Source organism: Kitasatospora sp. SC0581, from assembly GCF_048159585.1.
Classification (GTDB): domain Bacteria; phylum Actinomycetota; class Actinomycetes; order Streptomycetales; family Streptomycetaceae; genus Kitasatospora.
The window spans coordinates 28710-43355 of record NZ_JBLRWA010000041.1 but is presented as its reverse complement, the minus strand read 5'-3'; the positions used below and the strand labels follow the sequence as shown (position 1 = coordinate 43355).

The window sequence follows — 14646 nt, the reverse complement described above, 5'->3', positions numbered from 1 at the left end:
ATGAGGCGGCACCCGCGCCGACCGCGCCCGCCGGTGCCGAAGGCCGCCGGACACCGGGAAGCGGGGCAACCCCGTGGGCGCGGACCAGACGTGGCGCCCTACCGGGCGGCGGCTCCCCGTCTCCGGTAGGGCATGCGACTGATTTCCCGGCCCTTCCGCGTCTGCCTGTCGGGCGTGTGCCCGTCGGCGGGTGAGCGTGGGGCCGTCGTGACTCATCGACCGATCGACGTTCCAGGGGCCACCCGGTCCGATCGGCCGGGACGGAGGGCTGGTTCGCCATGGTTCGGACGTGGTCGGAATTTCGACGGAGACGGTGCGCGCCCTTCGTGGCCGCACTGCTGACCTGGGGACTGGTGGCGCTGGCCGCGCCGCCGGTGGCCGCGGCCGATCCGGGCCCGGCCGACCGGACACCCGCGGCTGCCCGGGCCGCGTCGCCCGCGCCGGTTGCGCAGGCTTCGCCGCAGACGGTCCCGGCCGCGTTGCCCGCGTCCGTGCCGCCGACGGTTCCGTCCGCGTCGTCCGCGTCGTCCGCGTCGCCCGCGGCTGTGTCTCCCGCGTCCGTGCCGCCGACCGTTCCGGCCGTGTCTCCCGCGTCCGCGTCTCCGGCGTCCGTGCCGCAGGCGGTTCCGTCCGTGCCGTCCGCGTCCGTGTCCCCCGCGCCCGCGCCGGTGGCACCGCGGACGGATCGCGCCGCGGACGTCGTCGACGTGACGACCAACATCGCCGGGCCGACCAGCGGGTACGCGGGCCAGGAGTTCACCTACACGGTGACCATGAGCAACAACACGCTGACCGCGGCCGACGGAGCGCCGTTCACCGTGACGCTGCCGGCCGCCGCGACGCATGTGGCGGCGAGCTGCTCGGCCGCCGCCGGTGCCGCCTGCCCCGGCTCGCTGGCCGTGTCGGACAGCCAGGTCTCGGGCACGGCGGTGAGCCTGCCGCACCTCGGGGTGCTGACGCTGACCGTGACCGGCCGCTTCGGCGCCCCCTCGCCGTCGTCGGTGACGGCGTCCTCCCACATCGACCCGCCGCCGGGGGCCACGGACTCGGACCCGAGCTCCAACGACAGCTCGGTCAGCACGACGATCAGCAACCAGATGAGCCTGCGGGTCACCAAGTCCCAGTCGGCGACCACGATCCTGCCGGGCCAGCCGAACACCTACACGGTGACGTTCGGCAACGAGGGCAGGGGCTGGGCGGACGGCTCGACGATCCGCGACTACATGAGCGCGTCGAAGTCGCTGTACACGTCGTACGCCGTGCACATCGTGTCCTGCGACGGCACCGGCGGTGCGAGCTGCCCGTCGTTCATCACGGACACCACGGCCAACAACAGCACCATGATCTTCTCCGGCGTGATCGGTGCGTTCCCGCCGGGCGCGACGCTGACGGTGGTGATGACGGTGGACCCGTCCGGTCCGGTGCCGGCGTGCTCCTCGTCACAGACCGCCGACATCGTCGGCAACACCGCCAACATCTTCGCGCCGAACGGTGTGACCAACACCCTGTCCAACCAGGCGTACGTCTCGGCGACCGGCCTCACCCCGGGCCAGTGCCCGCAGACGAACATCTCCGTCACCAAGACGCAGAGCAACCCGCAGATCCTGCCGGGCATGCCCAACACGTACACGGTCACCTACCAGAACAACGGCCCGATCGCGGCGGACGGCGCGACCATCCGCGACTACCTGACCTCGTTGAACCAGTACTTCACCTCCTACGCCGTGCACATCGTGTCCTGTGACGGCACCGGTGGGGTGAGCTGCCCGTCGTTCGTCCAGGACACCACGGCCGGCAACAACACGATGGTCTACTCCGGAGCGTTGGGAGCGTTCCCGCCCGGAGCCAAGCTGACCATCGTCATGACGGTCGACCCGTCGGGTACGCCCACCACGTGCAGCAGCAATCCGACGGCCGACATCGTCGGCAACACCGCACAGCTGTTCACCGTCTCCCCCCTGGTCAACACCGGCAACAACACGGCGACGACCAGCGCGACCGGGCTGACACCCGAGCCCTGTCCGCGGACGAGCATCTCCGTCACCAAGACGCAGGCGAACACGGTGATCCTGCCGGGCCAGCCCAACACGTACACGATCACGTACGAGAACAGGGGCCCGAACCCGGCGGACGGGTCCTTGATCCGGGACTACCTCAGTTCGTCGACGACCCTCTTCCGCTCGTACGCCGTGCACATCGTGTCCTGCGACGGCACCGGAGGCGCGTCCTGCCCGTCGTTCATCACCGACACCACGATCGCCTACAACGCGCCGGTCTACTCCGGCACGGTGGGCGCGTTCCCGCCCGGTGCCAGGCTGACCGTCGTCCTGACCCTGGACCCGGCCGACCCGACCCCGTTGGCGGCCTGCCCGAGCACCGCGACGATCGTCGCCAACAACGCGGACTTCTTCGTCGCGTCGCCGCTGGTCAACACCGGCAACAGCTCCGCCTCCACCACGGCGACGGCTCCGTGCGCGGACATCGCCGTCAACAAGGCGGTGGAGCCGGCCGCGGTGCAGGCCGGGCAGGCCGTCACCTACACGATCAAGGTCTCCAACGCGTCACCGCAGACGGCGAGGTCGGTGGAGTTCTCCGACCCGCTGCCCCCGGCCACCGCCTTCGAGTACGGCTCGGCGACCTGCGTGGCGGCCTCCGCCGCCTCGGCGTGCGGCCCGGTGGTGTTCGACCCGGCGACCCGCACCGTGACGTCCACGATCCCGCAGATCAGCGGCGGCGGGGACTACGTCACCATCACCGTCACCGGCACCGCCGGACCGGTCCCCGGCACCTACCCCAACACCGCGACGGCCCGGTCCTCCACTGGCCCCGACGCGTTCCTCGACGCCATCCCCGCCTCGAACGAGAGCACCGTCTCGCTCCAGGTCTTCAACACGGCCTCCACCATCACCGTCGTCAAGCAGCTCACGGGCCTGCCCGCCGGCGGCCTGCCGTCGCCGCTCACCTTCAGCGGAACGGTCACCTGCGGTACCCAGGAACCGCAGACCTGGTCGGTCACCGTCCCGGCCGGAGCGACCACCGCCACCGCCGCGCCGCTCGCCTTCTACGACGGCCAGCGGTGCACCATCACCGAGAACCCGCCGCCGACCCCGCCCGGCGGCCTGCACTACACCGGCCCGACGGTGATCAACCCCTCCGTCATCGACAGCCTCGGACCGCAGGCCGACCAGCGGGTCGTCAGCTCCACCCCGCTGGGCACCAACGCCGAACTGAGCCTCAGCAAGCAGGTCGACCGGGCCACCGCGACCACCGGAGACACCGTCACCTACACCTACGAGGTCGCCAACACCGGCACCGTCCCGGTCACCGGCGTGACGATCGACGAGAGCGTCTTCTCCGGCAGCGGCACCAAACCGGTCCCGGTCTGCCGGAGCACCGACCTCGCCCCCGCCGCCACCACGACCTGCACGGCCACCTACACCGTCACCGCGCAGGACGTGACCGCCGGATCGATCACCAACACCGCCACCGCGACGGCCACCGCGGCCACCGGACCGGACCCGGTGAGCAACGAGGCCACCGCCACCGTGCGCACCGTCACCGCGCCCGGCATCACGCTCGCCAAGAGCGTCACCCCGGGCACTGTCGACCGGGCCGGCACCGCCGTGTCCTACTCCTTCACCGTCACCAACACCGGTGGCGTCCCCCTCACCGACGTGCACGTCGGTGAGACCGCGTTCACCGGCTCCGGCGGCGCGCCACTGGTCGACTGCCCGGCCGCCGTGCTCACCCTGGCACCGGGCGGCTCCGTGGTCTGCACCGCCGCCTACACCACCACCCAGGCCGACATCGACGCCGGCCGGATCACCAACGCCGCCACCGCCACCGGCCGGGCGCCCGCCGGGTTCGACAGCCCCGTCTCCGCCGAGGCCCGCGCCACCGTCACCGCACCCGCCGCTCCCGCGCTCACCCTCACCAAGACCGCGGGCCCCGCCGACACGCCGCTGGCCGAAGGCGCCACGGTGACCTACCGGTTCCTCGCCACCAACACGGGCAACGTCACCCTCACCGGACTCGACGTCCAGGAGACCGCGTTCGACGGCCACGGCACCCCGCCCACCGCCTCCTGCCCGCCCGAGGCCGGCTCCGTCGCCCCGGGCGTCGCCATCCCCTGCACCGCCACCTACACCGTCACCGCGGCCGACGTCGACGCCGGCCGGATCACCAACACCGCCACCGCGAGCGCCACCGACCCCGGCGGCCGGACCGTGCGCGCCGAAGCCGCCACCGCCGTCTTCCCGGCCCGGGCCACCCCGGCCCTGACCCTGGTGAAGACCGCTTCCCCGGCCGTCGTCCACCAGGCGGGCGACACCGTCCACTACACCTTCACCACCACCAACACCGGCAACGTCGCCCTCACCGACGTGACCGTGACCGAAACCGCGTTCGACGGCCACGGCACCCCGCTGACACCCGACTGCCCGCCGGCCGACACCGCCCGACTGCTCCCCGGCGGGCAGGTGACCTGCACCGCTACCTACACCGTCACCGAGGACGACCTGCGGGAGAACCTGATCGAGAACACCGCGACCGCCTCCGGCCACGCGCCCGGCGGTGCGACCGTCACCTCGCCCGAGTCGACCGCCCAGGTGGCCGTGGAGCCGACCGGCGCCGTCCCGCCCGCACCGCCGACTCCGCCGAAGCCCGGCCCGCACCACCCCCGGCCGCACCACCCCGGGCCGCACCACCCCGAACTCGCGCAGTCCGGCACGGCCACCGTGTCCGTGCTCGGGTACGCGGCACTGATCCTGCTCGCCGGAACCTCCCTGGTCCTGTCGGTGAGAAGGCGCCGCCGCTGACGACGGCCGTCCCGCAGGCCACGGCGCCCGCCCCGTCCCGGGGCGGGCGCCGTCGTTTCGCCGTCACCGTCGGACCCGCCGTCCCTTCAGGGGGCCATGGTGAGCCCGGCCGAGGCGCCGTCGCGGCTCAGGACGACCGACCGGATGTGGTCGAGGGCCCGGGTGTAGTCGGCGCGGTCGGGGGTGTGGCGGAGGGCCTCGGTCAGGTCGAGGACCCGGTAGGGCGGGCCGAGGTCGGTCAGCTGCGGGAGGAACTCGGCCTTGGTGACGGTCCATCGTTGCCCGGGCCCGGGCGGCGGGGAGAAGGTGAAGCGGGCGATCGAGCTCCAGTTCCCCCGGGGGTCCTCCGCGCCGGTGGGGTTGAACATGTGGCCGGCGAGCTGGTCGCCCATGCCGTAGACCGTCCAGGTGTCGTTGATCTTCTCGTACGCCTGCGGGATGTGGGCGTGGGTGCCGAGGACCAGGTCGATGTCGGGCCGGCCGGGGCTCTGCTCGGCGGCCAGGTCGCGGGCGAGTGCGAGCTGCTGCTCGTCCGGGGTGTCCTGCCACTCGGTGCCCCAGTGGAGGCTGACCACCACGATGTCCGCGCCGCGCTCGCGGGCGGCCCGGGCGTCGGTGAGGATCCGCTCCCGGTCGATGAGGTTGACCGCCCAGGGCCGGTCCTTCGGCAGGGGGATGTCGTTGGTGCCGTAGGTGTAGGCGAGCTGGGCCACCGTGGCGCCACCGGCGGTGAGCGTCGTGGGGCTGCCCGCCTCGTCGGCGCTGCGCGCGGAGCCCGTGTGCTTCAGGCCGACGGTGTCCATGGCGTCGAGCGTGCGCCGGATGCCGTCCGGGCCGCCGTCGAGCGTGTGGTTGGAGGCGGTGTCGCAGGAGGTGTAGCCGGTGTCCTTGAGCGCCTGGGCGACCTGGGGTGGCGAGATGAACGACGGGTAGCCGGTGAACGGCCCGCCGTCGGCGCCGTACACCGTCTCCATGTGGCAGATGGCCAGGTCGGCGGCGCTGATGACGGGTTTGACCCCGGCGAGCATCCGGGTGAAGTCGTAACCGCTGCCCCCGGCGTCCTCCTTGGCCTGCTGGATGATCTCCGTGTGCGGCAGGACGTCCCCGGTCGCGACGAGGGTGAACGCCCGCGGCCCCGCCGGGGTGGGCGCGGCCGGGGAGCTCGGATCGCGGGGTGTCGACGGTGCGGGCTGCCGTTCCTGCGGCGACCCGCAGCCGGTGAGGGAGAGCAGCAGGGCGGTGGCGGCTGTGAGGATCTCTCGGCAGGCAAATCGCATGGTCGGCTCGTCCCACGATCGGCGGGTATGACGAGTCCGACTATGCGAGTCGTGGACGGGCCGCCGTGGAACCCGCGCCCTGGGATCACCCGACGGGGCCACCGACCCGTCGGCGGGCGTGGACGGGCGCGGACGGGCGGGTGCGCGGGGTGGCGCGGGGCCGCGCACCCGCCCGGCGGGCGGGTCAGAAGGTGACGGCCTTCAGGTAGCTGGTCTCGCCGCGCGGACCGGCCAGGTAGAGGGTGTGGCCGTCGGGGCCGAGGGCGGCGGTGCCGACGCCGTCCAGGCCGAAGCCGGTGAGGTCGGCGGCCGGGAGGGCGGTGTTGGTGGCGGTGTCGTAGGCCAGCACGGTGGCGGAGGGCTTCCAGCCGTCCTTGAGGACGAACAGACGGCCGCCGTCCGGGGAGACCGCCACCAGGTGGGTGTCGGCGGAGGTGGCCGGGCCGCCGAGGGTGAAGGCGGTGCGGGACGTGTCGGTGAAGGGGTCGAGCTCGTAGCCGGAGCCCTGGGCGGCCCGGCTGCCGAGGGCGTAGAGGCGGGTGCCCTCCGGGGAGGCGGTGACCTCGGTCGCGGCGGGGAGCGGCTGGACGGTGCGGGTGACCGTCGGGACGGGAGCGGTCAGGTCGAGGTGGACGACGCCCGCGCCGGTGGCGACGTAGGCGTCGGCGCCGCCGTTGTGGAGGGCGATCCCGTCGACGTCGGGGTCGCCCAGCGGGACGGCGCCGGTGAAGGAACGGGTGAAGGTGTCGAAGACCAGCACCCGGCCGGGGCCGGCGGTGCCCTGCTGGGTCACGAACACCCGGGAGCCGTCGGCGCTGACGGCGAGTGCGCGCGGGCGGTCGACGGGCGTGCGGGACAGCACGGTGTTCGTGGCGAGGTCGACGACCAGCAGCTGCTCGGCGGCGAGGACGTATATCCGGTTGCCGTCGGGGCTGAGGGCGGGCCGGCCGGCGGTGCCGTCCTGGCTGAGCAGGGTCTGCGCCACGACCGTGCGGGTGCGGGTGTCGACGGTGCGCAGGAGGGTGGGGTAGCCGGTGCCGACGTGGTCCTCGGCGACGACGTAGGCGCGGTTGCCGTCGGAGCTGACGGCGATGCCGAGCGCCCGCCAGCCGACGGCGGTGTCGGCGGTGCCGGTGGTGCCGGCCGTGGCGCCGGCCGGCACGGCGCACAGGAGCGTGACTGATGCCGCGAGGGCGGTGGTCCAACGAGCCGTACCCGTAAGCGAGTTCATGGAGATCTCCCCGGACGGTGTCCTCGCGCTGTGCGAGGCGTGGACACGCTACGGGGGAGGGGAGGGCGCGTGGACGGGGCGTGGAGGAGTTGACCGGATCGGTATTGGTCTAGTCCAAAATCCGAAGCCGCCCGCGGGGCCGTGCGGGTGGCCGGGGCCGCCGGGTGGCCGCCTCACGGGTGCGGGTGCGGGTGCGGGTGCGGGCGTGGTGCGGACAGGGCCCGGGCGTGGTGCGGAACCGGGCTGCGGGCCGGGCGCGTCGACGCATCACGAAACGCCTGGCGTCCGGCCGGGTGGCCGGACCCAGGTGAGCGGCCGATCGGGCTCCGGCATGCGCCCCGGAGCGGTGACGGTAGGGCCGCGGGTGTGCCGGTCAGAGTGTGAACAAGGCGGCGTACGGTGGGGCGATCCGCTCCTGTCGGGTGCCGAAGTCGACGAGGACGGCCGCGTAGGCTCCGTCCTCCACCGCGAGGACGCGGCCGAGACCATACTTGTCGTGGCTCACGCGGTCGCCCACCGCGAATAGCTTGGGCGGTGCGTCGGGCCGGGGTTTGAAGGGGCTGGTGGGCAGGGGGCGTCGGACTGCCGGTGTTTTCCTCATCCCGGTCAGTATGCTCCGAAAATCGACGGAACGGGCCGTTCCGGAGGGTGTGAATCCGTTGCCGGGTGTCCCCGGGGCGACTCGCCCCCTGGGCGTGGCGAAAAAATCATGACCGGGGCGGCGCGGGGTCCGGTGTCGCCAACTCCGGTGCGGGAATCGATCGTTGCTGTCGCTTTCGGGGCGAGACGGTCGCGCCCGGGAGGGCGGGAAAAAAATAGACGAGTGAAAATCCGCGCCGGCGGGCCGGAGTCTGCTAAGCTCTTCTTAGTTGCAGTTGTGGTTCCCATGAACTTTGTGTGCGCCTGCTTATTGTTGCGGGCGCATTTTTTGTTTTACCGGCTCTTTCCGGCGGGTTCTCATCGCGGCGACTCGAATGTCTGCATGGTGCAGACTTCGCACAGTCTCTCGAAGGAGATTTCTCATGGCTACTGGCACCGTGAAGTGGTTCAACGCGGAAAAGGGCTTCGGCTTCATCGAGCAGGAGGGCGGCGGCGCTGACGTGTTCGCCCACTACTCGAACATCGTCGCCCAGGGCTTCCGCGAGCTGCTCGAGGGTCAGAAGGTCGAGTTCGACGTCACGCAGGGCCAGAAGGGCCCGCAGGCCGAGAACATCCGCCCGCTGTAATTTCCCTGCCGCGCTTTAGCCCGGCAGACAGGGGCCCGCACCGTGCGTCACGCACGGTGCGGGCCCTTTGCCGTTCCGGGGCGGACCGCTGCTCCGCGGAACCCCGCCGCCGACGCCGGCCCGGGCGAGGAGGGCGAGGGCCGCCTCGGAGGGGGAACCGGCGGGAGCGGTGCAGACGACGAGCACCTGATCGGGTGAGCGGGCGATCGACAGCATCTGTTGCGTCACGGTGAGCGCGCCGACGACGGGGTGGTGCAGCCGGTAGGAGCGGGTGTCGCACGGCGCCACCCGGTGGTCGCCCCACAGCGCGACGAACTCCGGGCTCTTCATGGTCAGTTCGCCGATCAGCTCGGCCAGCAGCGGGTCCTCGGGGTGCCTGCCGACGGTGGCGCGCAGGCTGCCGACCACCGTGCGCGCCTTGTGCTGCCAGTCCACGTACAGCTCCCGGGCGTGCGCGTCCAGGAACAGCATCCGGCTCAGGTTCGGGCGTCGCGCCGGGTCGTCCGGGCCGTGGACGTCCACGTGGCCGGCCAGCAGGGCGTGCCCGAGGGTGTTCCAGGCCAGCACGTCCGTACGGCGGCCGAGCACCACGGCCGGGACGCCGTCGACCGCGCGGAGCAGGTCGCGGGTCTCGTCCGCCAGCCGCTCGGGTCGCGGCCGGCGCACCCGGGGGGTGTGGCGGGCGGCGACGGCGAGCCGGTCGAGGTGCTCGCGCTCGTGGTCGCCGAGCAGGAGCGCGCGGGCGATCGCGTCGAGCACCTCGGCCGACGCCCCGCGGGACAGGCCCTGCTCCAGCCGGGTGTAGTACGAGACGCTGACGCCCGCCAGCTGGGCCACCTCCTCGCGCCGGAGCCCGGCCACCCGCCGGCGGGGCCCGAGTTCGCGCAGGCCGACGTCCTCGGGGTGCAGCCGCGTCCGTCGGGCTCTGAGGAAGGCGCCGAGCGGGCCGGGTCCGTTCATGCCCCCCAGTATTCGGCGCCCGGAGCGGTCCCAGCCACACCCTGTGAGGGGTAGGACGGGCCGGGGTAGGACGAGCGGGGACTGGTCGGTGCCGCTCGGAGGGGCCAGGCTCGGTCCCGACCGGAAACGGTCGGGAGCGGTCGGCGGACGGTCGGCCGCGTGCCCCGGACCCGAGGAGGGGAGCCCATGCGGCGGAACCCGGAGCAGATCACCCTCGGTGACGTCACCGTCACCCGGATCAAGGAGTTCTACGGCTCGGCCGGGCTGTCTCCGGGCCGGTTCTTCCCAGATAGCCCCGGCAGCACGAACGGCCCGGCCGGCCCCGACGGCTCGTGGGAGCGGCACCGCGACTGGCTGGCGCCCGACTTCTGGGACCCGTCGACGGACGAGTGCCGTACCGCGGTCCAGTCCTGGCTGCTGCGCAGCGAGGGGCGCACGATCCTGGTCGACACCGGGGCGGGCAACCACAAGGACCGGCCCCACGCGCCGGTCTGGAACCACCTGGACACGGACTACCTCGACAACCTCGCCGCCGCCGGGGTGCGACCCGAGGACGTCGACCTCGTCGTCAACACCCACCTGCACGTCGACCACGTCGGCTGGAACACCCGCCTCGACGGCCGGACCTGGGTGCCGACCTTCCCCAACGCCCGGTACCTGATGACCCGGCGGGACTTCGAGTTCTGGGACCCGGCCAACGGGCACCGCAGCGTGCTCGGCCGCGGGAACCAGAACGTCTTCGAGGACAGCGTCGCGCCGGTCCACCGGGCGGGACTGACGCGGCTGTGGGAGGGCACGTACCGGATCGACCGGAACCTGCGGCTCGACCTCGCGCCCGGGCACACCCCCGGCTCGTCCGTGCTCACCCTGGAGTCCGGCGGTGAGCAGGCCCTGTTCGTCGGGGACCTGGTGCACAGCCCGTTCCAGATCGCCGAGCCGGACACCAACTCCTGCTTCTGCGAGGACCCGGCGCTGTCCCGCGCCACCCGGCACCGGCTGCTCGGCCAGGCCGCCGAGCGCCGTGCGCTGCTCTTCCCGGCGCACTTCGGCGGCCGGGGCGCGGTGGAGGTCGCGCGCAACGGGTCGACGTTCGCGATCAGGGAGTGGGCGGGCTTCTCCCGCATCTCCTGATGATCCGGTCATCCGCCTGATCCGCCTGATCCGCCGACGCGCCCGCTCCGCCGGTACGTCGGCCCCAGCACCGCCAGAGAGCTCCAGAACCGTCAGAGAGGAATCGTTTCCCATGCCCCGACAGGCAGATCCGGTCGTCGAAACCCCGGCAGGAGCCGTGCGCGGCGTCCGGGACGGGTCCGGCGAGCGCTACCGCGCCCTGCCGTACGCGGCGGCACCGACCGGCGCCGGCCGCTTCGCCCCGCCCGTACCGCACCCGGGCTGGTCCGGCGTCCGCGACGGCACGCGGCCCTCGCCGACGGCCCCGCAGCCGGTCCGCGCCTTCGACCGGCTCGACGTGAGCCCCTACTTCGGGCCCGGCTGGGCGCCCGGTGCGGAGTACCTGACCGTCGACGTCCGCACGCCCGCGGCCGACGGCGGCAGGCGCCCGGTCATGGTGTTCGTGCACGGCGGCGGGTTCATCACCGGCTCGAACCGCGCCGCCCTCTACGACGGCGGCGCGTTCGCCCGCGACGGCGTCGTCCTGGTGACGGTGAACTACCGCCTCGGCATCCCCGGGTTCCTCGACCTGCCGGGCGCCCCGGCCAACCGGGGGCTGCTCGACGTGCTCGCCGCACTCGGCTGGGTGCGGGACACGATCGCGGCGTTCGGCGGCGACCCGGGGAACGTCACCGTCTTCGGGGAGTCCGCGGGCGCGACGCTGGTCTGCGCGCTGCTGGCGGCGCCGGAGGCCGACGGGCTGTTCCGGCGGGCGATCGTGCAGAGCGGCAGCGGCACCGGCGCGTTCACCCCGGAGCAGGCGGGGCGGGTCACCGCCGTCGCGGCCGCCGCGCTGGGCGTCGAAGCGACCGCCGAGGCGTTCGCCCCGATCCCGGACGAGCGGTTGCTGACGGTCCTGCCCGCGCTGCTCGGCCTCGACCTGCGGACGGACACCGCCACCGACCCGCTGGCCGGGCTCAGCCCGCTCGGCCTCGTCCTGCCGGTCCAGCCCGCGGACGCCCTCGCGGACGGACCGGCCCGCGACGTCGACCTGCTCATCGGCACCAACACCGAGGAGGCGAACCTCTACCTCGTGCCCGAGGGGGAGCTGGAGTCCACCACGGAGGCCGGCCTCCACGCCGTCGCCGCCGGGCTGCTGGCGGATCCGGCGGCGGTCCTCTCCGCCCTGCGGGCGGCGCGGCCGGGCGCCACGCCGGGCGAACTGCGCTCCGCCGTGCTCGCGCACGCCCTGTTCGAGGCCGGGACGACGCGCATGGCGGAGGCCCACGCCCGGATCTCGGGCGGCCGCCGCACGTACCGCTACTCGTTCGGGTACCGCTCGACGGCCCTGGACGGGCGGCTCGGCGCCGCCCACACCGTCGAGCTGCCCTTCGTGTTCGACCTCGCCGACGAGCCCTGGCTGCACGGGGACACCGGCCTGCTCGGCCCCGACCCCGCCTCGGCCGGACTCGCCGCCCGGGTGCACGGCGCCTGGGTCGCGTTCGCCGGGACCGGGGACCCGGGCTGGGCCGCCTACGACCCGCGGCTGCCCGTGGCGGAGGCCCTCGGCGGCTGAGCGGGGCACGGAGGTCCGACCAGCTACAGCCTGACCGCTGACCGGGCCCGGCCCGCACCGTGAGCGCAGCGGTACGGGCCCGGTTGGTGGTCGGCGGTCAGCTCAGGGTGCGGCTCGCGGCGGCGTCGTACGGGAGCAGGTCGGCGAAGCGGCCGGAGAGGACCTTGGCGGCCCACTGCGGGTCCTGGAGGAGGGCGCGGCCGACGGCGACCAGGTCGAACTCGTCGCGCTCCAGCCGGTCGAGCAGGTTGTCGAGGCCCTGGACCCCGGAGCCCTGGCCCGCGAAGGCGCGCATGAAGTCGCCGTCGAGGCCGACCGAGCCGACGGTGATGGCGGGGCGGCCGGTGAGCTTCCTGGTCCAGCCGGCCAGGTTGAGGTCCGAGTCGTCGAACTCGGGGACCCAGTAGCGGCGGGTCGAGGCGTGGAAGGCGTCGACGCCGGCCTCCGCGAGCGGGGTGAGGATCGCCTCCAGCTCCTGCGGGGTCTCGGCGAGGCGGGCGTCGTAGTTCTCCAGCTTCCACTGCGAGTAGCGGAAGATCACCGGGAAACCGGGGGAGACGGTCTCGCGTACGGCGGCGACGAGCTCGGTGGTGAACCTCGTCCGGGCGACCGGGTCGCCGCCGTAGGCGTCGGTGCGGCGGTTGGTGCCGGCCCACAGGAACTGGTCGAGCAGGTAGCCGTGGGCGCCGTGCAACTCGACGCCGTCGAAGCCGATCCGCTCGGCGGCCGCGGCGGCCTCGGCGAACGCCCCGATGACGGCGTCGAGGTCGGCCCGCGTCATCGCCCGCCCCGTTCCCTCGGTGCCGTCCAGCCGTATGCCGGACGGGCCGACGGCGGGGGCGTCGGCGAACGGCGGGTCGCCCTGCTTGCGCGCCATGCCGATGTGCCAGAGCTGCGGCACGATGGTGCCGCCCGCCGCGTGGACGTCCTCGGCGACGCGGGCCCACCCGGCCAGCTGCTCCTCGCCGTGGAAGCGCGGGATGGCGTCGCTCTGGCCGGCGGACTCGTGGCCGACGTACGTCCCCTCGGTGACGATCAGGCCGACGCCCGCGGCGGCGCGGCGGGCGTAGTACGAGCGCACGTCCTCGCCGGGCACGCCGCCCGGGGAGAACGAGCGCGTCATCGGCGCCATCACGATCCGGTTGGGCACGGTCAGCCCGTTGATCGTGACGGGCCGGGAGAGGAGGTCGGCCGCGCGGGAGGCGGCGGGCTCGGTGACGGTCATGAGGATTCCTCGCGGTCGGCGGTGGCGGTGGCGGGCGCCAGAGCGGTGACGGTGATCGTTCGCCCGTGCCAACCGCCTTGGCGGCTCCCGCATTTCACCGTCCGCGCGAAGTCCGCTGTGATCCGCGCCACGGTCCGCCGCGGGCCCCGGGACGGGGCCTCTCGACGGCTCCCGGCACCGGTCAGGGCCCGGCCGGGCGGTTCCCGGACGGGTCCGTGCGCGGTTCCGCCGTCATCAGGAGGTTCTCGGGACGGTTCGTGCTGGTCATGACGCCCCGTACCCGTGCTCCCGGGACGGGCGCCAGCCGCCAGCGGCCCGCGATAGCCGCGACCACGGTCATCATCTCGGTGCGGGCGAAGGACTCGCCGATGCACAGGTGGCTGCCGGCGCCGAAGGGGACGAACGCGCCGCGCGGGACGGGGGGCCGGTCGGGCAGCCAGCGGTCGGGGTCGAACCGCAGGGGGTGGGGGAAGTAGCGAGGATTCCGGTGGAGGACCAGGGCGCTGAAGATGAACTCGGTGCCTCGGGGGAAGCGGTAGCCGCCGAGTTCGACGTCGGTGGTCGCGCGGCGGATCGTGATGCCGCCGGGGTTGCGGACGCGCAGCGCCTCGTCGACGACGCGGCGCGTGTACTCCAGCCGGGCCAGCCGCTCGGGGCCGAGGGGAAGGGCGACGTGGTCCCGCAGTTCCTGGTGGAGCCGCTGGTCGACGAGCGGGTGTCGGCCCAACTCGTGGAAGAGCCAGGCGAGCCCGCCTGCGGCGGTCTCCGTGCCGGCGACCAGCAGGGTGATGAGTTCGTCGTGGAGCTGGCGGTCGGTCATGGCCTCGCCGCTGTCGGCGTCCCGGGCCTGGAGGAGCGTCGACAGCAGGTCCGGCCGCTCGCCCGTGCCGTCGGTGTTGTCGGAGGTGGAGGGGGCCCTGGGAGGTGGAGGGGGCCCTGGGAGGTGGCCAGTCCGTTCCCGAGGTAGGGGCGGAGCTTGTCGAAGGAGCGGCCCTTGGCGAAGCTCGCCGCGTCGGTGACCAGTACGCGGTGGACCAGCTCCGGGCTGGTCAGTACGTAGCTCGGCTTCGGGCCGAGGTGGGCGGCCACGATCCGGTCGTAGGCGGTGAGGCTGCCGAGGAACTCCAGCGGACGCCGCCACAGTTCCAGGGCGTGGCCGATCAGCGGGAGCCGCCCGGGAGCGACGGGAGGGGCCGGCGGACGGCTGGCGGTGGGCATCGTCGT

Annotated in this window: 11 protein-coding genes; 4 read left to right on the top strand and 7 right to left on the bottom strand. The window is 73.6% G+C overall.

Annotated elements, in window-relative coordinates:
- Positions 1–707: 707 nt before the first annotated feature.
- Positions 708–4817, top strand: a complete 4110-nt coding sequence (locus tag ACLWS4_RS34910; protein WP_416876232.1) for a hypothetical protein — start codon at positions 708–710, stop codon at positions 4815–4817.
- Between the two features lie 86 nt (positions 4818–4903).
- On the opposite strand, the gene ACLWS4_RS34905 is transcribed toward ACLWS4_RS34910, so the two are convergent.
- The 3 genes from ACLWS4_RS34905 to ACLWS4_RS34895 form a co-directional block, all read right to left on the bottom strand.
- On the bottom strand, positions 4904–6094 hold the full coding sequence (locus ACLWS4_RS34905) for a CapA family protein (protein ID WP_416876231.1): 1191 nt from the start codon (positions 6092–6094) through the stop codon (positions 4904–4906).
- 184 nt (positions 6095–6278) lie between these two features.
- Complete coding sequence (locus ACLWS4_RS34900) at positions 6279–7325, bottom strand: YncE family protein (RefSeq protein WP_416876230.1); 1047 nt, start codon at positions 7323–7325, stop codon at positions 6279–6281.
- 373 nt (positions 7326–7698) lie between these two features.
- The gene (locus tag ACLWS4_RS34895; RefSeq protein ID WP_375875341.1) at positions 7699–7830 is read right to left on the bottom strand and encodes a hypothetical protein; all 132 of its coding nucleotides are present in this window, start codon (positions 7828–7830) and stop codon (positions 7699–7701) included.
- Between the two features lie 517 nt (positions 7831–8347).
- On the opposite strand from ACLWS4_RS34895, the gene ACLWS4_RS34890 reads away from it, so the two are divergent.
- Positions 8348–8551: a cold-shock protein gene (locus tag ACLWS4_RS34890; protein WP_049649849.1), complete on the top strand. Its 204-nt coding sequence runs from the start codon at positions 8348–8350 to the stop codon at positions 8549–8551.
- 15 nt (positions 8552–8566) lie between these two features.
- Here the strand turns inward: ACLWS4_RS34890 and ACLWS4_RS34885 are convergent, their stop codons facing one another.
- Positions 8567–9511, bottom strand: a complete 945-nt coding sequence (locus tag ACLWS4_RS34885) for a helix-turn-helix domain-containing protein (RefSeq protein WP_416876229.1) — start codon at positions 9509–9511, stop codon at positions 8567–8569.
- Between the two features lie 186 nt (positions 9512–9697).
- Between ACLWS4_RS34885 and ACLWS4_RS34880 the strand changes: the two genes are divergently transcribed.
- Both ACLWS4_RS34880 and ACLWS4_RS34875 read left to right on the top strand, forming a co-directional pair.
- Positions 9698–10642 carry an MBL fold metallo-hydrolase gene (locus tag ACLWS4_RS34880; protein WP_416876228.1) on the top strand — a complete coding sequence of 315 codons (945 nt, stop codon included), beginning with the start codon at positions 9698–9700 and terminating at the stop codon, positions 10640–10642.
- A 112-nt stretch (positions 10643–10754) separates the two neighbouring features.
- Positions 10755–12197, top strand: coding sequence for a carboxylesterase/lipase family protein (locus ACLWS4_RS34875; RefSeq protein WP_416876227.1), 1443 nt, complete (start codon positions 10755–10757; stop codon positions 12195–12197).
- A gap of 97 nt (positions 12198–12294) precedes the next feature.
- On the opposite strand, the gene ACLWS4_RS34870 is transcribed toward ACLWS4_RS34875, so the two are convergent.
- The 3 genes from ACLWS4_RS34870 to ACLWS4_RS34860 all read right to left on the bottom strand — a co-directional run bounded on the left by ACLWS4_RS34870 (position 12295) and on the right by ACLWS4_RS34860 (position 14640).
- Positions 12295–13422: an NADH:flavin oxidoreductase gene (locus ACLWS4_RS34870; protein WP_380780320.1), complete on the bottom strand. Its 1128-nt coding sequence runs from the start codon at positions 13420–13422 to the stop codon at positions 12295–12297.
- Between the two features lie 181 nt (positions 13423–13603).
- Positions 13604–14287 carry a cytochrome P450 gene (locus ACLWS4_RS34865; protein ID WP_416876245.1) on the bottom strand — a complete coding sequence of 228 codons (684 nt, stop codon included), beginning with the start codon at positions 14285–14287 and terminating at the stop codon, positions 13604–13606.
- Positions 14239–14640 (bottom strand): cytochrome P450, encoded by a 402-nt coding sequence (locus tag ACLWS4_RS34860; protein ID WP_259316985.1) that lies wholly within the window; start codon positions 14638–14640, stop codon positions 14239–14241. The genes ACLWS4_RS34865 and ACLWS4_RS34860 overlap by 49 nt, the downstream gene beginning before the upstream one ends.
- Positions 14641–14646: the final 6 nt, after the last annotated feature.